Here is an 18,748-nt window from a genome sequence, read left to right as displayed (position 1 = left end):
CAGGCATGGGTGCCTGCAGGGCGCAGGCGAACCGACCGGAGTCGACGGCAGGGGTCGACGGGACGCAGGAAAAGGGCGTCGGACGCGGCGCGCGCATTGGCGCCGCAGGCAGGTGGATCGTCTTGCGCCGGAAAAGCGCCCCGGTCACTGCCTGGCGGCAGCATCGGCATCAGGGCGCGGCGAATCACGCAACCCTAACGACCCGATCACCCATTGTCACGCAACACAGTGTTCCACCAGCGCCTCCAGCTACCAGGGGAGCGGGTCCCCCTTCGCGTGCCAGAAGCTGCCGCTGTCGTCCAGCCCGAGCTCGTCGATGCGCTCGATGAGCCCGGCGGCGGCCTGCGCCGGCTGCACGTCGCCCTTGCCACCCACCATGTCGGTGGCCACGTAGCCCGGGTGCAGCAGCAGTACCGCGATCCCGCGCGGCGCCAGGTCGACCGCCAGCGATTTGCCGACCGCATTGACCGCCGCCTTGGAAGCACGGTAGCCGTAGGACCCGCCCGACCCGTTGTCGGCCATGGAGCCCATGCGGCTGGTGATGATCGCCACGCTGGAGCCGTCGTGCAGCCGGTCCAGCAAGGCCTGCACCACCCGCAACGGGCCGATGGTGTTCACCTCGAACTGCAGCCGCATCGCCTCGAAGGCGTCCTCGTCCAGGCTGCCCAAGGCGTCGCGCACCAGCACGCCGGCATTGAGCAGCAGCACGTCGATCGACTCGCCTTCCAGCCGCGAGGCCAGTCGGGCAACCGCCGCGCCATCGGTCACGTCAACGCCGGCTTCGACCCGCGCGCCGGTGGCTTCCAGCTCGTCACTGGAGTGGCGGCACACGCCGATGACCCGGTCGCCACGCTCGATGTACTGCCGGGCCAGGGCGAGCCCGATGCCGCGGTTGGCACCGGTGATCAGGACGGTCTTCATGGCTCAGCGGTTCTCCCTCAACTCGTCGTCGGGCACGTCACTGCGCACATCGTCCACTGCAGGGATGCCGCTGCCGCCCAGTCCCTCGAGCTGGTCCCGCGTTTCGGTGCGCTCGCCGTCCGGGGTGTCGATTGCCCCACCGCCCAGCGTGTCGCGCCCGGCCTCGCGCAACAGGCGCTCGGCGGTGGGCTCGTCCTCGCGCACGCCATCGGCATCGAAGGCGCGCTTCCGGTCACTGGCGCCGGGCCCGCCGGCATCGTGGTCCTGCTCACGTGGATCGTTCATCACAGTCCTCCCGGGTCGTGTTCCTGCAACGAGTTGCCATGGTCGCGCGAGGAGCGGTTTTCATCGGCCTGGCCTGCCGATGCACGCTCGCCCCCGCTGGTGCTACCGAGTGTGTGGCTGGCCGCGTCGGCCCCGCCCTCCAGCCCCGTGTCGCGGCCGGTGTCGGCACGGTCGTCATTGGGCGGCACGTCGGGAGCGTGCTGGGTCAGCCGGGACTTCGGATCACCCGGCGTGGGAGGGGGCGTGGCCATGGCGTTGGTCCTGTACGGTGGACGCCCATGCTCGACCCGCCCCGGTGACCACTCCGTAAAGCCCACAGGAAAAACCCGCCGGCTGCCCTTGGCAACTGGCGGGTCGAGCGGTATCGAGCCTGGCCCGGGCAAGACCCTTGGCCGCACCCGGGTGGACTCCGGAGGGAATCAGCCGCGATTCCCGACCTGGATCCGCCGCGGCGTGGTCTCCGGGCGCTTCGGGATCACGATCTCCAGCACCCCGTGCTCACCGTGGGCGGTGATGCCCTCGGGATCGGCGCTGTCGGGCAACGCGAAGCGGCGGTGGAACACGCCATGCCGGCGCTCGACGCGCGAGAAGCGCTCACCCTCTTCCTTGCTGGCGCTGGTCCGCTCGCCCTTGATGGTGAGCAGGCCCTTGTCCATCTGTACCTCGATGTCGGCCGGGTCCACCCCGGGGATGTCGGCGTACAGGACGAAACGGCCGGTCTCCTCCTTGATGTCCACCCGCGGCACCCACTGGCTGGTCACCACGGAAGACTCGTCGCTGCTGCTGTCGTTGAACAGGCTGCCGTCGAACAGGCGGTCGAACAGCTGGCCCATCGGATCCTGGCTGCGGGGCCAGTTGCCCCGCTGGCGGTTGATCTGGTTCATGCCTTTCTCCTCATATCGTCTTGAGCGGCTGGTCCGCTCCTGTCCACAGAGGTATGCGCCGCCCGCCACAATCCAAGCGCTGCGCGCCCACCGGCGGCCTCCAGGTTGCCGATCATTAAGCGGCGCGTTCACGGGGTCGCCGCGACCTTGGAACACCCTGTTGCCAGCGCACCCCAACCGATGGCCAGTTTCGAACCCGACACCGGCACCGACCATGCCTTCCAGTTGCACCTGCCGGCCGCCGACCCCCCGCCCGGTGGCTTCCCGCTGCTGTGGCTGCTGGATGCGCCCACGACCTGGGGGCCCATGCAACAGGCACTCGACGCGGCGGACCGCGCGGATTCGGTGGTGGTGATCGGCCTCGGCTGGCAAGGCGCAGGCCCTGTCGACCAGGGATTGCGGCGGCGGGACTTCACCCCGCCCGCGCACGGCGGGGTGCCGGCTCCGAGAGGGGGCGGCGAATGGGGCCATGACGGCGACTGCGGGCGATTCCTCGATCTCCTGGCCGGCACGCTGCAACCCCTGGCCGCGGAACAGCTGCCAGTCGATCCGTCCGCGCAAGTGCTGGCCGGGCATTCGCTCAGCGGACTGTTCGTGCTCGACACGCTGGTGCGGCGGCCGGACCTGTTCTGCGCCTGGGCGGCGGCGAGCCCGTCGCTGTGGTGGGACGGGAAGCGGATCTTCACCGAACTGGACCGGCATGCCGGCGACGCGCTCCGCGGCCGCCGGGTGCTGCTGACTGTGGGCTCGGAGGAACAACGGGTCGGCCCGGAAAAGCCCGTCCGGATCGAAGGCGAACAGGCGGCCGCGCTGCTGGGCGAGCCGCACATGATCGACTACACCAGCGCGTTCGCCGAGCGGCTGTCCGGCCTCGGCGCCGATTGCCGGTTCGAGCTGATCGAGGGCGAAGGCCACGGCAGCGTGCTGCCCGCGGCGATGTCGGCGGTCGCCGCCATGATGCCCGGCAGATGATCTCCTTCGTCGTCCCTGCCTGGAACGAGGAGGCGCTGCTGGGCGGCACGCTGCAGGCGATCGCCGAAGCGGCCGGCGCCGCCGGGCTGGCGCACGAGGTCCTGGTGGTCGACGACGGCTCGACCGACGCCACTGCCGCGGTGGCGCGCAAGCACGGCGCAATCGTGGTATCGGTCCACTACCGGCAGATCGCCGCCACCCGCAACGCCGGAGCGCGGCAGGCCCGCGGCGCGTGGCTGTTCTTCGTCGACGCCGACACCCGGATCAATGCCCCGGTGCTGGAGGCCGCCATGCGGGCGCTGAGCGCGGGCGCGGCCGGTGGCGGCGCCAGCGTGGTGCTGGGCGGCGATGCGCCGGCACGTGCACGGCGGTTGCAGCGCGTGGCCGCGCCACTGTTCCGCATCGCGGGAATCGCCGGCGGCGCCTTCCTGTTCTGCACCCGGCCGGCCTACGAGGCCGCAGGCGGGTTCGACGAGTCCCGTTCGGCCGGCGAGGACCTGGCGTTCGTGCGGGCGCTGCGCCGGCTCGGGCACTGCGTGGTGCTGCGCGAGACGGTCACCACCTCCGGGCGGAAGCTGCGCACCCATGGGGTGCTGGAGCACGCACGGCTGTTCCTGCGTTTCGGCGTACTCGGCCAGCGGGAGGTGCGGCCCGGCCGCGAGCGGGCGTTCTGGTATGGCAGCGGTCGCGATGACAGCAGCGACAGCGATCCACCGCTGAACTGAACGCCCACGCACCCTTCACCCGCGCTTAGCCCGAGTTTAACGGGCAGCCTGCGAGCCTCCCGGACCATGCCAGGGTGTTCCTGGCGCCACCCGATGGCTCTCGCGAGAGGGCCGCCAGAGGAGAAGACCGTGACCCGATTCAACACCCCGGCCCTCGCCCTTGCACTCGCCGGCACCCTGGCGCTCGCCGCCTGTGGCGAGGCAGGCGTCCATACCGCCGACGACCGCGTCGACACCCCGGCAACCACCGCTGCGGCGGAGCCGATCCTCGACGAGAACACCCCGCGCCTGCAGGACGACGCGCTCGACCGCAGCGATCGCGACGTGCGCACCATGGGTGATGTCAACGATCCATACCGCGCCGACGACCGCGTCCGTGACGGCGCGGTGGACCGCGAGTACATGGAGAACGATCCCCTCGAGGACACCGGCGAGGAGATCGAGCAGGAAATCAACGAGGCCGATCGCGACCTCCAGCGGTAAGCCCCGCCGTTCATGGAAACAGACAAGGCGGCCATCTGGCCGCCTTGTTTCTGTTGCGCCCCGGCCGTTATGGCCGCGTCGCTTCAGCCCTGGCGCCGCGGCAGCTTCCAGTCCGGCCGCACGAAGTGGCAGGTGTAGCCGTCCGGCAGCCGCTCCAGGTAGTCCTGGTGCTCCGGCTCGGCTTCCCAGAAGTCACCCACCGGCTCGACCCGGGTCACCACCTTGCCCGGCCACAGCCCGGAGGCGTCGACATCGGCGATGGTGTCCTCGGCCACCTGCTTCTGCTCCGGGGAGGTGTAGAAGATCGCCGAACGGTAGGAACTGCCGATGTCGTTGCCCTGCCGGTCCTCGGTAGTCGGGTCGTGCATCTGGAAGAAGAACTCCAGCAGGTCGCGATAACCGACGATCTCCGGATCGAACACGACCTCGATCGACTCGGCATGCGTGCCGTGGTTGCGGTAGGTCGCGTTCGGCACGTCGCCACCGCTGTAGCCGACCCGGGTGGAGAGCACCCCGGGCCGCTTGCGGATCAGGTCCTGCATGCCCCAGAAACAGCCACCCGCCAGTACCGCGCGTTCGGTGTTCATCGGATGTCCTCCACCTGGTCAAGGTAATCGCCGTAGCCCTCGGCCTCCATCCGCTCGCGCGGAATGAAGCGCAGCGCCGCGGAGTTGATGCAGTAGCGCAGTCCCCCGCGGTCCGGCGGTCCATCGGGAAACACGTGCCCCAGATGGCTGTCGCCACGGGTCGAGCGCACCTCGGTGCGGATCATGCCGTGGGTGGTATCGCGCAGTTCGGCGACATGGGCCGGCTCGATCGGCCTGGTGAAGCTCGGCCAGCCGCAGCCGGACTCGAACTTGTCGGACGAGGCGAACAGCGGCTCGCCGGAGACCACGTCGACGTAGATGCCCGGTGCCTTGTTGGACAGGTACTCGCCGGTGCCGGGCGGTTCGGTGCCGCTCTGCTGGGTGACGCGATACTGCTCCGGGGTGAGCCGGGCGATTGCGTCGGGGTTCTTGCTGTACTGGTGCATGGGGGGACTCCTGCAACTGAGGGCGGGGCCGGCGATGGAACATCCAATGGTTGGGGGCTGCGGCGCGAAGCTCAAGCGCGGGCGCGCTCAGTACCCGGTCATCTCGAGAAAGCCGACCCCACTGGCGCCGCCGTGCACCCGCACCGGCCCTTCCCAGTAGGGTGTGTCCAGGTCCATCCACGCCTGCGGATTGACTGTGGCCAGCTCGACCTGCGCGAGGTGGCCTGGCACCGACAGCGACCAGCGCGTCGGCAGCTCGCGCCCGGCCACCGTGGTCCACCCCAGTGGCCGCAGCTTGATCACACTGCCGTCAAGCGCGCTCGCGCGGCCATCGGGCGCGATCCAGGTCCCGCTCAGGTACCGGCCGCCATCGCGGTGGCGCAGCTGGAACGCCATCAGGCGGGCCCCGTCGTCCAGCCGCAGCGAGAACCAGTCCCAGCCGAGCTGGTCGCCGGCCAGCGGCTGGCTGCTCCATTCGCGGTCCATCCAGGCCGGGCCATTGACTTCGACTTGCCGACCGTCGATCTCCAACGTGCCGGTGGCGTGCAGGAAGGGCTGGCTGTAGTAGTAGGAGGCCTGCCCGTCGGCCGACTTGCGGCTGTAGCCGGCGTCGCCCTGCAGCACCAGCGGGCCGCGCGGGTCCAGTGCCAGGCGGTAGGCAAAATCCCGGCCATGGGCCTGCACCTGCATGCCCGCCTCCGGATCGCCGCCGAGTGTCCAGTCATCGATCCAGGCGCGGAACGGCACTGCATCGACCCCGGCCTGCCCCACTCCGCCACGGGCCAGGCGTTCGGCGGCGCGGTGGACGCCTTCGCCGGTCACCCCCGCGTGCCCCATGAACAGGTTGCCGTTGCCCCAGCCAGGCTCGTCCGCACCCGGGCGCAGCGCGCTGCGGAACAGCGTCCACTGCACGCCATAGTCGTTGCCCTCCGCATCCTCGAGATTGGCGGTGAGATACCACCATTCGATGCGGAAGTCGGGGTGTGCGCCGTGATCGGCGGGAAACGCGAGTGGCCTGCCGGGCAGCACCCGGGCGAAGCCTCCGCTCTCCCGCCCCAGCCCGGCGAAGCCCTCGGTCGTCGGCGCCGGCTCCGCGCAGCCGCCCAGCAGGACCAGCACCAAGGCGAGCACCCTAACGTTCATTGGCAAAGGCCCCCAGCAGTTCGACCGGCCGGCTGCGCCACAGCTTCCACAGCGGCAGGGCGGAGGCGAGCAGCGTCGCCAGCGCACCCCAGCCAGCCAGGCGCAGCAACTGGCCGGGAAACACCTGCAGCGGCAACCGCCAGCCGAATGCCTGCACGTTGATCACCGCCACCAGGCACCACGCCAGCAGGATGCCCAGCGGCAGCGCCAGCAGCAGGGTCAATCCGGCCAGCAACCAGGTCTGCGCGGCGTTGAGCTGCATCAGGCGCGCACGGGTGACGCCGGCCGCCCACAGCGGCGCCAGCTGCGCCAGCCTCCCCTCGGCCTGGGTCAGCAGGGCGATGAACAACGCGACGCCGGCCACCCCCAGGGTCAGGGTGTTGAGCGCGGTGGTGGCGCTGAAGGTGCGCTCGAACACCTGGGTGGCCCAGCCCTTCAGCCGCGCCTGGTCGATCACCCGGTCATCGCCGAGGCCGAACGCCTGCTGCAGGCGCAGGGCGAGGCCATCGACCGCCGCCGGGTGGACCCGCACTGCGAGCCGGGTGACCGGCGCCCCGGGCCAGTGGCGGCGCAATTCGTCCAGGCCGACCAGCACGTGCCCGCGCGGGTTGCCGTAGTCGGCATAGACCGCGACGATCCGGGCCTGCCAGGGGCCGGAGGCACCCGGCAGCGCGAGCAGGTCACCCACGCCCACGCCCAGCCGCCGTGCCAGCTGCTCGCTCAGCATCAGCGTCCCGCCGTCCGCGAGCGCGTCCCAGGGTGCAGCCGCGGACGCCAGCAGCGGCCAGTGCTCGCGGTACAGCGGGTCGTCGGGGATGCCGGACACCTCGACCGGGCTGCCGCCCACGTCCACCTCCAGGTCGATGACCCGGGTAACCGTGCCCGCCCGGGGCTCGGCATTCAGCCAGGCGGTGACCGCCGCAGCCTGCGCCTGGTCCAGCGGGCGCACGTACAACTCGGCGGCCAGCCGCTGGTCGAGCCAGCCGGTGAAGGTCCAGCGGAAGCCTTCGGTCATGCTGCCGGCGCCGACGTTCGCGGCCACCGCGAGCAGCAGGGCCATCAGCGCCAGGCTCAGCGCCGGAAGCTGCTGCCGGCAGTCGGCGAGGAACCAGCCGGCCAGCGGCGAACGGCCGCGTACCGGCAGCAGCCGCAACAGGCCGCCCAGCATCAACGGCAGGGCCAGCGCGGCCGCCAGCAACAGGCTTCCGAGCAGCACGAAGCCGCTGGCGAGGCTGTCACCCAGCGCCCAAGCCAGCAGCGCGACCACGGCCGCGATCGCCGCGAGCGCGCCCTGGCGCCGCAACCAGGCGCGATGCGCCTGGACCCAGGCCTCGCTGCCGGCCAGTGCCAGCAGCGGCAGCCGCGCGGCCCGCCACAGGCTGCTGGCGCCGGCCAGCAGGGCGCCCAGCACCGCCAGTCCGATGCCGGCCAGCCACCACGCCGGACTGAGCGCGAGTGTCCCGCCAACCTCGGCGCCATACAGCCCGCGCAGGCTGGCGGCGACGTCCGGCAGCAGCGCACTGGCCAGCAGGTAGCCGCTCAACACCCCCGCCGGGCCGCCAAGCAAGGCCAATGCACCGAGTTCCAGCACCAGTGCCAGCAACAGCACGCGGACCTCGACCCCGGTCGCCCGCAGGGTCCGTAACAGCGGCCGACGCTGCTCCAGCGCCAGCCCGATTGCCGCGTGCACGATGAACAGGCCGACGGCAAAGGCCAGCAATCCCAGCGCGGTCAGATTGAGGTGGAAGCTGTCGGCGAGGCGGTCGAGTTCGTTCTCGCCCGGGCGGTTCCAGCGCAAGCGGGTACTCCAGGGTGGCGGCAACGCGCCTTCCGCGTCGGCAGGCAGCAGCAGGCGGGTGAGTTCCCCCGGCGCGCGCAGCAGGCGCTGGGCCACGCCGATGTCGACCAGCAGCGTCCCCGGCGCCATCCGCCCGCGCGGTTGCAACGGCGGCAGGCGCTCGCCGTTGTCCAGCAACGGCGTGTCACCCGCCCGCAGCCCGAGCTCGGACAGGGTCTGCGGCGCGATCCAGGTTTCGCCGGGCGGCGAGATGAAATCGATCACCGCCGACGCCCCGGTCGACTCGCCGGCCATCCGGCTGCCGTCGGGCAGGCTGACCGGCTCGATCCCGGTGACCCGCAACCGGCGCCCGCCGTCGGCCAGCCCGACCCGGCCTTCCAGCACCGGCGAGACCGGCCAACCCTGCCGCCGCAGTTCGCTGAAGGCCGCCTGCGGCAGCGGCCGCCCGTCGACCGCTTCCAGCCGCAGCTGCGGCGGACCGCCGACCAGCGCGCTGGCCAGCGCGTAACTTTTGCGCGCCTGGCCGTTGAGCGCCTGCACGCCGGTCAGCAACGCGGTGGCCAGCCACAGGCCGGCAAACAGACTGAAGAACTGCACCGGGTGCCGGCGCCAGTGGCCCAGCAGCGCGCGCAGCGTCCAGCCGACCACGCTCACGGCACGTCGCCTGGCCCCGGATGCACCCGCCCGGCGCGCAACACCACCGTGCGTTGCAGCCGTGCGGCGACCTGCGGGCTGTGGGTCACCATCAGCAGCGTGGCACCGCTGCCCTCCACCAGTGCCAATAGCAGGGCGAGCACCTGGTCGGCAGTGGCCTCGTCCAGGTTGCCGGTGGGCTCGTCGGCCAGCACCAGGGGCGGCCTGGAGGCCAGCGCACGACCCAGCGCCACGCGCTGCTGCTGGCCACCGGACAGCTGCTCCGGATAGCGCCCGAGTATCGCCCCGAGGCCGAGCCGCTCCACCAGCTCCGCCTCCCAGCGTGGATCGTGGCGCCCCGCCAGGCGCGCCTGGAACGCCAGGTTATCGGCCACGGTCAGGCTGCCGACCAGGTTGAACTGCTGGAAGATGAGGCCGATGCCGCAGCGCCGCCACTGTGCCAGCTGCCGCTCGCCCATCGCATGCAGGGCGCGGCCATCGGCGTGGATGTGCCCGCGGTCGGCCCGGTCCAGGCCGGCGACCAGGTGCAGCAGCGTGCTCTTGCCGCTGCCCGACTCGCCCATCAACGCCAGGCTGCCGCCGCGCTCCAGCCGCAGGTCGACGCCCTGCAGCACCGGCAGCAGGCCCTGCGGGGTGGGGTAACTCTTGTGCAGGTCGTGGATCCGGAGCATCGGACGTACTGGAGCACACCGCCCGTCATCATGCCGCCGATCCGCCCTGGCCGCGTTTCGTCGGCGCATCCGGCGACTGGTCGGACCGGCCGGCTCCACCGGGTTCCCGCTCGCTATGCTCGGCCGCAATCGACCTCCATGGACCCGCCCGTGATCAAGAGCATCTTCTTCGTCCTGCGCCTCGCCATCGCCTGGCTGCTGGCGATCGTCCTGGTGGCGTCGCTGTGGTCCAGCCTGCCGCTGATCGGCTGGATCGAATGGCCGGTCGTGCTCGCCGGCATGATCACCATGGCGCTGGTGGTCGCCGGCGCGCTCTCGCACCTGGGCCGGGTGCGGCTGATCGCCGGGCGCATCGACAAGTCGACCCTGGCCAACCGCCAGCGCCGGCAGGTCGAGATCCCGTTCGAGGCCGGGGAGGCGTTCGACCTGCTGGACGCGGCAATCCGCGAGTTGCCACGCATCGAGCACGTCGAGAGCGCCCGCGACAGCCTGCAGGTCCGCGCCCGGGTCGGTCGGCCCAAGAGCTACGGCGAGCACTCGCTGGGCCGCTGGAACCCGCTGCTGTGGTGGTTCGGGATTCCGCGCAACCAGATCCTCGCCACCGTCACCCCGGGCGACGACAGCGGCAGCGTCACCCTGATCTGCGAGCCGGAAAGCCCGGCCTGGAGCGACTGGTTCCTGGTCGACGACGCCACCAACTACGAGAACGCCGAGGCGATCACCCGCGCGATCAGCCGCCGGGTCGCCGAGCGCCGCCGCGGCGAGAAGGCCGATGCCGCGCAGACCGCGACCGAGAAGGAACTCACCGTCGCCAGGCTGAACCTGCTGCACGCCCAGGTCGAGCCGCACTTCCTCTACAACACCCTGGCCAGCGCACAGCTGCTGACCCGCGGCGACCCGGCGCGCGCCGACGAGATGCTCGGCCACCTGATCCAGTACCTGCGGCACTCGCTGCCGAGCGCCGACGAGGCGATGTCGACCCTCGGCGCCGAGCTCGAGCGCGCGATCGCCTACCTGGAGATCCTGAAGATCCGCATGGGCCCGCGCCTGGGCGTGCAGATCGACGTCCCCGAACCGCTGCGCGCGACCGCGCTGCCGCCGATGATGCTGCAGGTATTGGTCGAGAACGCGATCAAGCACGGGCTGGAACCACGCACCGGCGGCGGCACCGTGTGGATCCGTGCGCGCGGCAGCGACGGCGAGGTGGCGGTGACGGTGGCCGACGATGGCGACGGCTTCAACTCCAGGACCACCGGCACCGGCATCGGTCTGAAGAACGTACGCGAGCGGCTGCGGCTGGCATTCGGCGGTACTGCGTCGCTGGCGGTGGTCGCCAACTTCCCGGCCGGCGTCGCGGCCACCATTTCGGTCCCCGCCCGCTCCGAACGCGAGGCCGTCCATGCCTGAGCACGCGCCAACCTGCATCGTCGCCGAGGACGAGGCGCTGCTGCGCCGTGCCCTGCTCGACCAGCTCGCCACCGCCTGGCCGCAGCTGCGGGTCGTGGCCGAGTGCGAGGACGGCGCCAGTGCGGTCGAAGCGCTCGCCGACCACCGCCCGGACGTCGCCTTCCTCGACATCCGCATGCCCGGCCTGAGCGGGCTGGAAGTCGCGGCCGCCGCGGTCGAGGCGAGCCCCGCGACGCAGATCGTGTTCGTGACCGCCTATGACCAGTACGCGGTGGATGCGTTCGAGCATGGCGCGGTCGACTACCTGCTCAAGCCGATCAAGCCCGGGCGCCTGGCCGCGACCGTCGAGCGGCTGCAGGCGCGCAGCGGCAACAACGAGGCCGCGGCACTGGCCGGCCTGCTGGAACGCCTGGGCGCGCACCCGGGTCTGCAACGGCGGGGGGACGACGCGCCACTGCCGCTGACCTGGCTGACCGCCAGCGCCGGCCGCGAGACCCGGTTGATCCTGGTCGACGACGTCGCCTACTTCCGCGCCGACAACAAGTACACCAGCGTCGTCACCGCCGACGGCGAGGCGCTGCTGCGCACGCCGATCAAGGACCTGCTGGCGGTGCTCGATGCCAACAGCTTCAAGCAGATCCACCGCTCGACGATCGTCAACCTGCGGGCGATCGCCGGCGTGGTCCGCGACGACAGCGGCCGCGGCACCGTGCGGCTGAAGTCGCGCCCCGAGACCCTCGCCGTCAGCGCGGCGTTCATGGCGCTGTTCCGGCACATGTGAACCCGGCTTCTTCGAGGTGACCCATGAACACGTTGCTTGCGTTGTGTGCTTTCGTGCTGTCGCTGGTCGGCGTCGATTTCGGCGGCGGCACCTTCGTCCACCACCTGCGCCACGGCAATGCCGAGATCCTGTACAGCCGCGTGGTGGTGCATGCCGGCGTGGGCCATTTCGAGTGCCTGCGCAGCGTCAGCGGGCACTGCCACTACACGGTCTATCCCCGCGGCTGCGGGAACCCGGCCGCGTGCGGGCTGCACCCGCTGAAGCGCTTCACCCTCGACAGTGGCGACAGCCGGCAGGTACCGGGCCTGGCCCACATCCACCTGTGCGTGGATGCCGGTGGCCCGGTTCCCCCGTGCGCCGCCGGTTCAGCGGACCGGGGTCACGCGCCAGATCGTATTTGACAGGTCGTCGGCCACGATCAGCGCACCGCGTGGGTCGACCGTCACCCCGACCGGACGGCCATAGGTGTTGTCGTCGTCGCGGAAGCCGGTGACGAAGTCGATGGGATCGCCAACGGGCATGCCGTTGCGGAACGGCACGAACACCACCTTGTAGCCGACCGGCACGCTGCGGTTCCAGCTGCCGTGCATGCCGACGAACGCGCCCTCGGCGAATTCCGCGCCCATCGCCGGCACCGAGAAGTCCACCCCGAGCGAGGCCACGTGCGAGCCCAGGCTGTAGTCCGGGGTGATGGTCGAGGCGACCTTTTCCGGGTCCTGCGGCTTCACCCGCGGATCCTCGTTAGGACCCCAGTAGGCGTAGGGCCAGCCGTAGAAGCCGCCTTCGCGCACCGCGGTCAGGTAGTCGGGCACCAGGTTGGGCCCAAGCTCGTCGCGCTCGTTCACCACCGCCCACAACTGGCCGGTACCGGGCTGGATGGCCAGCGCGGTGGGATTGCGCAGGCCGCTGGCGTACTCGCGGTGCATCCCGGTCTGCGGGTCGATCTCCCATACCACCGCGCGGTTCTGCTCGGCGGTCATGCCGCGCTCGGTGATGTTGCTGTTGGAGCCGATGCCGACGTAGAGGAAGCGGCCGTCCGCACTCGCCGTCATCGCCTTGGTCCAGTGGTGGTTGATCTCCGAGGGCAGCGGAGTGACCGTGACCGGCTCGCCGCTGGCGCGGGTCTGGCCGACGCTATAGTCGAAGCGGACCACCTCGCCCTGGTTGGCGACATACAACTGGTCGCCCACCAGCGCCAGCCCGTACGGCGCGTCGAGGTTGCCGGCGAACACGGTCTGCAGCTCGTAGGTGCCGTCGCCGTCGGCATCGCGCAGCAGGGTCAGGCGGTTTCCGCTGTCGACCGAAGTGGTGCCCGCCGACTTGATCGGCCCGGCAATGATGTCCTTGGGCTTGAGCGACGGCGCGTTGCCGCCCCGTCCTTCCGCCACCAGGATGTCGCCGTTGGGCAGTACCAGTGTCTGGCGCGGGATGCCCAGGTCGGTGGCGATGGCCGAGACCTGGTAGCCGTCCGGCACCACCGGCTGGCGATCACCCCACTCGGCCGGGCTGGCGATGACCATGCTGGGCAGCAATCCGCGCTCGTATTCCCCGAGGGTCGGATTGGTACCGTGATTCGGCGGCGGCGGCTCGCTTCCGCAGGCGGCCAGCAGGACCGAAGCGGCGACGGCGGAAAACAGGATCGAACGGTTCATTCCACACCTCCCACGCGGCGACCGGAGAAGGCGAGCCACGCCGCCACGCAGGCGAGCAGGAACACCAGCAATGACAGCCAGGGAGCCTCGGGCATGATCGCCCATGCATCCTGGCCGTGGACCAGCGCGTTGATGAAGCCGAGTACGAACGTGGCGGCCACCACCAGCAGCTGCAGCAGCGTGCGGCCATCGCGCCCGCGCACGCGGACCAGGTCGACGATCGCGAACACCAGCGCGATGCCGCACAGCACCATCGCCCCGACGATCAACCAGGAGGCGAAGTTGCTCCACTGGATGTGGGCGCTGCCGGAGTAGGTCCAGTCGCACAGCAGCGCGCCCAGGAACAGCGGAACCATGCCGGCGACGAAGAAGGCATGGAACGGGTGGACCGACCGCAAGCGGGTCCGGTCGTGGATGACGGCCATGTGGCACCTCCATAAGGCGCGGCTGAATGCGGGGACACACCAGCATATCGGTCGTGGAGGCGGGGCGAAGGCGGTGGAACGCTCCGCGCTACGGCGCTGCACCCCGTCATGGCCAGCGGGGATCAGCCCCGCTTCTGGTCCTCGATCCACTGCCCGACCTTGCGCTCCAGCAGCGTCAGCGGCAGGGCGCCACCGTCCAGCACGGCATCGTGGAAGCCGCGGATGTCGAAGTCGTCGCCCAGCTCGGCCTCGGCCTTCGCGCGCAGTTCCTGGATGCGGATCATGCCGATCTTGTAGCTGGTCGCCTGGCCGGGCCAGGTGATGTAGCGGCGCACTTCGGCCTGGATCGCCTCCGCCGGGACCGAGCTGTTCTCGGAGAAGAAGTCGACCGCCTGCTGCTGGGTCCAGCCTTTGGCGTGCAGGCCGGTGTCGACCACCAGGCGGATCGCCCGCCACATCTCCGAGGTCAGGCGGCCGTATTCGGAGTACGGATCGGTGTAGGTCCCCGGCATCTCGCGCGCCAGCCACTCCGCGTACAGACCCCAGCCTTCGGCATAGGCGCTGAAACCGGCCTGCTTGCGGAACTCCGGCATGCCCTCCAGCTCCTGGGCAATGGCGATCTGCATGTGATGGCCCGGCAACCCCTCGTGGTAGGCGATGACCTCCAGTTCGGTCTTCGGCATCGCGTCCATGTCGGACAGGTGGGCGTAGTAGATGCCCGGGCGTGAGCCGTCCGGCGTGCTCGGATAGTAGTGCTGGGCGGCGCCGTCGACTTCGCGGAACGGCTCCACGCGCTTTACCACCAGGTCGGCCTTGGGCAGCAGGCCGAAGTACTCGGGCAGATGCTCCTTGATGGTCTCGATCGCGGCGGTGGCATCGTCGATGTAGGCCTGCCGCCCGGCGTCGGTATCGGGGTACTTGAACTGCGGGTCGGTGCGGACGAATTCGAAGAACGCCTGCAGGTCGCCCTCGAAGCCGACGCGCTCCTTCAGCGCCTCCATTTCGCCGCGGATGCGGACGACCTCCTCCAGGCCGATCTGGTGGACCTGCTCGGCCGTCAGGTCGGTGGTGGTGGAGGCACGCAGGCGCTCGGCGTAGTACGCCGCGCCGTCCGGGTGCGTGGTGCCCACGCCGGACGGGTTCTCCAGCGCGTTCGGCAGGTCGGCCGTGTACCAGGCGATCACCTCGTCGAAAGCCGGCTGCACTGCCTCGACCAGCGCCGCGCGCGCCTCGTCCTTCAGCGCCCGGGCACGGGCGGCGTCGATCACGCCGGCCTCCACCAGTGCATCGGCCTTGGCCTGTGCATCGGCCCACAACGCGCTGTCCTCGCCCCCGGTGAACGGCGCGCCGGTGACGACCTTGCCGGCCTGCTCGATCACGCCCTCGTGGGCGAAGCGCGGTGGCCGGATCCCCAGCTCCGCCGAGCGCTCCACCTGCTCCATCAGCTGCCCGAACGCGCGCGGCACCTCACGCAGGCGCGCGATGTAGGCGGTGTAGTCGGACTCGTCCTCGACCTTGTGGAAGTTGATCAGGAAGGTCGGCAGGAAGGACTGCGCGCCGCCCATCTGTTCGAATGGATAGTGGTGGTCGGCAAAGCGGTGCGCCGCCCGGGCGGTCTCCATCTGGTATTCGAACAGGTCCCAGGACAGCCGGGCGTCGGCGCCCAGTGCGTCGTAGTCGAAGCTCGACTTCATCTCCTCGACCGCCGCGACCTGCCAGGCCAGCTGCGCATCCGCCGCCTCGCGGGACATGTCGTCGAGCTCGGAATAACGGTCCTTGCGGCCGAGGAACGCCATCTGGATGGGGCTGAACTGGAGCTGCTCCTCGTACTTGCGCTCGAACCAGTCGTTGAGCCGGGCGTCCTCGGCGGCGGCATTGGCCTGCGCGGACGTGGCCTCGGGAGCCGAGGCGTTGGCACCCGTCTGTGCGGGCGCCGAGCAGGCGGTCAGCAGGGCCAGGGACAGGGCGGATACGACGAGGGTGCGGCGCATGGCGGCTCCGGTGCTGGTGGGAGTGTCGCTCCCGGGAAGCCGATGATGCCGCAAGCGGTCGACGGAGCGGCAGCGGGCGGTCCACTGCCTATCATTGGAGGAGCGCTACGGCATCGCCGACAGCCTCTCCTTCACCGACCACCACGCAGTCGCGCCCGCGGTCCTTGGCGACATACACCGCAGCGTCGGCGCGGCGCAGCAGTACGTCCAGCGACTCTCCGGACCGCAGTGTCGCCACGCCGACGCTCACGGTGAAGGCGATGTCCATCCCGGCATAGGGTGAAGCGTCCCGCAGTGCGGCACGGATGCGATCGGCCACCGCGCAGGCCTCGCCAGTGGGGGTGGCGGGCAATCCGACCACGAACTCCTCCCCACCGTACCGGCCGATCATGTCGCGCTCGCGCAGGACGCTTCGCAGCACCTCGACGAACAGCCTGAGCACGCGGTCGCCGCCGTCGTGGCCAACGCGGTCGTTGATCTGCTTGAAGCGATCGATATCCAGGAACAGCACGGACAATCCGGGCCCGCCCGCCGCGATGAGCGCCTGCACCTTCTGCTGCCAGGCACGGCGGTTGAGTACCTCGGTCAGCGGGTCCTGGTCGGCCAGTGCCTGCGCCTGGTCGCGCTGGCGGCGCACCGACGCGGCGCGTTCAGCCAGGCCCAGCGACAGCACGATCGCCTCGAATGCGCCGGCCGCCAAAGCCGCATCGCCGCTCCATGTCCAACCCCGGGCGATGCCGTAGAGCTGCAGGCTGCCGAGCACGGTCACGCCCAGCAGCGGCAACCAGCCGAGCAGGAAAATTGCCGCATAGCGCGATCCCCGCCACGCTGCGACCACGGCAGTGCCGAGCAACAGCGGGCCGCCGAGGATCAGCACCGGATTGATCAGCTGTCGCGCGGTCGTCTGCAGCGTGGGGATGTACCCCATTGCCACCAGGACCAGCATCAGCCCGCAGTACAGCCACAGCCAGCGCCGCATCGACGACAGCCAGCGCTCCAGGGGTGCGAAGCGGTCGAGGAACAGCACCGCGGCGACAACCGACACGGCAGTGACGGCGCGTCCCCAGGCCGGCACGGTGGCGGCCACGCGCTCCCACTCGAGCGGATGCATGAAATAACCGGTCTGCGCCCCCTGGATGGCGGCATAGGTGAGCACGTAGACGCTGTAGAGCACAAAGGCCCCATCGCGCAGGCACAGGCCGAAAAACAGCGCGATCAGAGCCGTCGCCACCATCGTCGTGAGACAGGCGGTCGCGAACGCGAGCCAGCGCGCATCGGCCCGCAGGTGGTCGGACACGCTGCGCAGCTCGAACGTCATCGCCGAGGGGATCGCATCGCGCGCATCGACGTGCAGCCGCAGCGGCTCACCGCCGGCCGGCAACTCGGGAACGTCGAACACCAGACGGCCATGTCCCGGCCAGCGACCTTCGCCGGCGTCGATCATGCGCGCGTCCTGCGGTGGCGCGCCGGGCCGCTGCAGGGTGATGTGCTGGAATCCGGGCGAGGTGATCGACAACACCAGCGGACCCTCCGGCCATGCGCCGGCGCGGGGATGCAGCAGCACAAGCGCGCCACCCGGCGGGCGACCGAACGAATGCAGCGCGCCCGGGTCGAAGCTGCGCAGTTGTGGTCCGGCTGGGTGCGTTGGAGCCGCGACCGGCGGCTCGACCGGTGCCCACTGACCGGTCATCGCGACGGGCTCCGCCATCGCAGCGGCAGCTGGAGCGGCCCAGGCGAAGCAAGTCAGTCCGATGGCCAGCAGCAGCCAGGCCGACCGGAAAATGACGGCGCGCCGGCGTGCACGGCCAGCTGCCAAGGCGTAAGGCGTTGCTTGAACGGACATACGCGGCACCGGATCAGACACGGGTGGATGCCTGGAGATCGGCCACGGTGCTGGATTCTTGAGGCACATCCCCTCTGCGGCCCGTGCCGTGGTTGGCTTCGCACTTGTTGCTTGATGGACCCTCCGGCCCGGCCTTCAACCCAATGAATACGTGACCTTCGCCCCTTCGACCCTGATCTTCTTCCGGTCGGCGAGGCTCTTGATGATTGTGTCTACCTCACTGGCAGCCAGGGCTGGCGTAAACCAGGCAAGCATCGAAGATTGCAGCGTCTTCAGTTTCGCCGGCCTGGCCGCTTTCATGCCTTCCAGGCGCTTCAACACCTCGTCCTCGTTGATCTTGGCGCCTGGCCGGGAGCCCGCAGGCGGAGCCGCCTTGCCGTTCTTCTCCGGCAGCACCGTGACCACGACATTGTTCGGCTTTGCTGGCGCCTTCGACGCAGGCGTGGTCGCCTTTTTCGCGACTGGCGTTGCGACAATGCCAGCCTTCGCCTGCTTCGGAGCCCCTGGCAGCGCGCCAACACGCCTGCAGGCAATCCCCAACGTCGCGAGGTGTTTCACCAACGGGTCGAAGCCCGTGTCCTTCGAAACGATCGTGAACCGCGCGGACGGATGCTCACAAGCGAGACGGCCGATGTAGAACGCGATGTGGAAATCCAGCGCGTTGGGGCCGTTGCCGGTGATCCGGGTGTAGCAGGCATCGGCCCCGAACGGTTGCAGGGCCTGCGGCAGTTCCACCGGAACGCTCTTCTGGTTCTGGCCGAGGAACACGTGGATCCGGCACGCGCCCGGCTTGAGCCGCCCGATGCTGGTCGGCTGCACGTTCTCGAAGTCGATCAGGAAGATCTCGCCGCCCAAGCCGTTCCCCAGAACCGCAGTGGAGCGTCGAGTATAGCCAGCCCTGGTGCCTTGCGCGGACTGGACTGCTATGCCAGCGCCTTCATCTGTTCGGAAGCTGGCACGTCAGGTGCCGAGAGCCGGCGTGGGACGACCGTTGCCGGCCCCGGCGTGGTTGATGCGGAGGCGTGTCCCGGGGCCTGTGCTGCGCCCTTGCCGCACCACACCCCCCTCCCGCAAGCGGGA

20 protein-coding genes are annotated in these 18,748 nt (G+C 70.3%); 6 read left to right on the top strand and 14 right to left on the bottom strand.

Annotated features, from left to right (window positions below; all coding sequences use genetic code 11):
- Positions 1-249: 249 nt before the first annotated feature.
- The 4 genes from LY625_RS10495 to LY625_RS10480 form a co-directional block, all read right to left on the bottom strand.
- Positions 250-921 (bottom strand): SDR family oxidoreductase, encoded by a 672-nt coding sequence (locus LY625_RS10495; protein WP_233740154.1) that lies wholly within the window; start codon positions 919-921, stop codon positions 250-252.
- Between the two features lie 3 nt (positions 922-924).
- Positions 925-1,206, bottom strand: coding sequence for a hypothetical protein (locus tag LY625_RS10490; protein ID WP_233740153.1), 282 nt, complete (start codon positions 1,204-1,206; stop codon positions 925-927).
- The gene (locus LY625_RS10485; protein WP_233740152.1) at positions 1,206-1,457 is read right to left on the bottom strand and encodes a hypothetical protein; all 252 of its coding nucleotides are present in this window, start codon (positions 1,455-1,457) and stop codon (positions 1,206-1,208) included. The genes LY625_RS10490 and LY625_RS10485 overlap by 1 nt, the downstream gene beginning before the upstream one ends.
- Before the next feature lie 168 nt (positions 1,458-1,625).
- Positions 1,626-2,039, bottom strand: coding sequence for an Hsp20/alpha crystallin family protein (locus tag LY625_RS10480; protein WP_233740249.1), 414 nt, complete (start codon positions 2,037-2,039; stop codon positions 1,626-1,628).
- A 231-nt stretch (positions 2,040-2,270) separates the two neighbouring features.
- Here LY625_RS10480 and LY625_RS10475 point away from each other — a divergent pair, with 231 nt between their 5' ends.
- The 3 genes from LY625_RS10475 (at position 2,271) to LY625_RS10465 (ending at position 4,270) form a co-directional block, all read left to right on the top strand.
- Positions 2,271-3,062 carry an alpha/beta hydrolase-fold protein gene (locus tag LY625_RS10475; RefSeq protein WP_233740151.1) on the top strand — a complete coding sequence of 264 codons (792 nt, stop codon included), beginning with the start codon at positions 2,271-2,273 and terminating at the stop codon, positions 3,060-3,062.
- Positions 3,059-3,787, top strand: coding sequence for a glycosyltransferase (locus LY625_RS10470; RefSeq protein WP_233740150.1), 729 nt, complete (start codon positions 3,059-3,061; stop codon positions 3,785-3,787). Before LY625_RS10475 ends, LY625_RS10470 begins: the two co-directional genes overlap by 4 nt.
- A 129-nt stretch (positions 3,788-3,916) precedes the next feature.
- On the top strand, positions 3,917-4,270 hold the full coding sequence (locus LY625_RS10465) for a hypothetical protein (RefSeq protein WP_233740149.1): 354 nt from the start codon (positions 3,917-3,919) through the stop codon (positions 4,268-4,270).
- 83 nt (positions 4,271-4,353) lie between these two features.
- Here LY625_RS10465 and msrA read toward each other — a convergent pair whose 3' ends face one another.
- The 5 genes from msrA to LY625_RS10440 form a co-directional block, all read right to left on the bottom strand.
- Positions 4,354-4,857: a peptide-methionine (S)-S-oxide reductase MsrA gene (msrA, locus tag LY625_RS10460; RefSeq protein WP_233740148.1), complete on the bottom strand. Its 504-nt coding sequence runs from the start codon at positions 4,855-4,857 to the stop codon at positions 4,354-4,356.
- A complete protein-coding gene (gene msrB, locus LY625_RS10455) occupies positions 4,854-5,303 on the bottom strand; it encodes a peptide-methionine (R)-S-oxide reductase MsrB (protein WP_233740147.1) in 450 nt (149 codons plus the stop codon). Before msrB ends, msrA begins: the two co-directional genes overlap by 4 nt.
- Before the next feature lie 87 nt (positions 5,304-5,390).
- Positions 5,391-6,434 (bottom strand): lipocalin-like domain-containing protein, encoded by a 1,044-nt coding sequence (locus tag LY625_RS10450; protein WP_233740146.1) that lies wholly within the window; start codon positions 6,432-6,434, stop codon positions 5,391-5,393.
- 1 nt (position 6,435) lies between these two features.
- A complete protein-coding gene (locus tag LY625_RS13520; protein ID WP_233740145.1) occupies positions 6,436-8,898 on the bottom strand; it encodes an FtsX-like permease family protein in 2,463 nt (820 codons plus the stop codon).
- A complete protein-coding gene (locus tag LY625_RS10440; RefSeq protein ID WP_233740144.1) occupies positions 8,895-9,569 on the bottom strand; it encodes an ABC transporter ATP-binding protein in 675 nt (224 codons plus the stop codon). Before LY625_RS10440 ends, LY625_RS13520 begins: the two co-directional genes overlap by 4 nt.
- Before the next feature lie 138 nt (positions 9,570-9,707).
- Between LY625_RS10440 and LY625_RS10435 the strand changes: the two genes are divergently transcribed.
- Genes LY625_RS10435 through LY625_RS10425 form a run of 3 tightly spaced genes read left to right on the top strand, consistent with a single transcriptional unit; the run spans position 9,708 to position 12,158 of the window.
- Complete coding sequence (locus LY625_RS10435) at positions 9,708-10,976, top strand: histidine kinase (RefSeq protein WP_233740143.1); 1,269 nt, start codon at positions 9,708-9,710, stop codon at positions 10,974-10,976.
- Positions 10,969-11,757 (top strand): LytTR family DNA-binding domain-containing protein, encoded by a 789-nt coding sequence (locus tag LY625_RS10430; RefSeq protein WP_233740142.1) that lies wholly within the window; start codon positions 10,969-10,971, stop codon positions 11,755-11,757. The genes LY625_RS10435 and LY625_RS10430 overlap by 8 nt, the downstream gene beginning before the upstream one ends.
- 23 nt (positions 11,758-11,780) lie before the next feature.
- Entirely contained in the window at positions 11,781-12,158 is a 378-nt protein-coding gene (locus LY625_RS10425; protein WP_233740141.1) for a hypothetical protein, read from the top strand.
- Here LY625_RS10425 and LY625_RS10420 read toward each other — a convergent pair.
- The 5 genes from LY625_RS10420 to LY625_RS10400 all read right to left on the bottom strand — a co-directional run bounded on the left by LY625_RS10420 (position 12,123) and on the right by LY625_RS10400 (position 18,523).
- The gene (locus tag LY625_RS10420; RefSeq protein ID WP_233740140.1) at positions 12,123-13,409 is read right to left on the bottom strand and encodes a sorbosone dehydrogenase family protein; all 1,287 of its coding nucleotides are present in this window, start codon (positions 13,407-13,409) and stop codon (positions 12,123-12,125) included. The two genes, LY625_RS10425 and LY625_RS10420, sit on opposite strands and share 36 nt — an antisense overlap.
- The gene (locus LY625_RS10415; RefSeq protein WP_233740139.1) at positions 13,406-13,834 is read right to left on the bottom strand and encodes a DUF2231 domain-containing protein; all 429 of its coding nucleotides are present in this window, start codon (positions 13,832-13,834) and stop codon (positions 13,406-13,408) included. The genes LY625_RS10420 and LY625_RS10415 overlap by 4 nt, the downstream gene beginning before the upstream one ends.
- A 122-nt stretch (positions 13,835-13,956) precedes the next feature.
- Positions 13,957-15,825, bottom strand: coding sequence for a DUF885 domain-containing protein (locus LY625_RS10410; RefSeq protein WP_233740138.1), 1,869 nt, complete (start codon positions 15,823-15,825; stop codon positions 13,957-13,959).
- A gap of 91 nt (positions 15,826-15,916) precedes the next feature.
- Positions 15,917-17,668, bottom strand: coding sequence for a diguanylate cyclase (locus tag LY625_RS10405; protein ID WP_233740137.1), 1,752 nt, complete (start codon positions 17,666-17,668; stop codon positions 15,917-15,919).
- A 135-nt stretch (positions 17,669-17,803) separates the two neighbouring features.
- Positions 17,804-18,523, bottom strand: coding sequence for a PIN domain-containing protein (locus LY625_RS10400; RefSeq protein ID WP_233740136.1), 720 nt, complete (start codon positions 18,521-18,523; stop codon positions 17,804-17,806).
- Positions 18,524-18,748: the final 225 nt, after the last annotated feature.

The organism is Lysobacter sp. GX 14042 (assembly GCF_021390425.1).
Lineage (GTDB): Bacteria > Pseudomonadota > Gammaproteobacteria > Xanthomonadales > Xanthomonadaceae > Novilysobacter.
The sequence above is the reverse complement of the archived record's forward strand: the minus strand, read 5'-3'. Positions and strand labels throughout refer to the sequence as shown.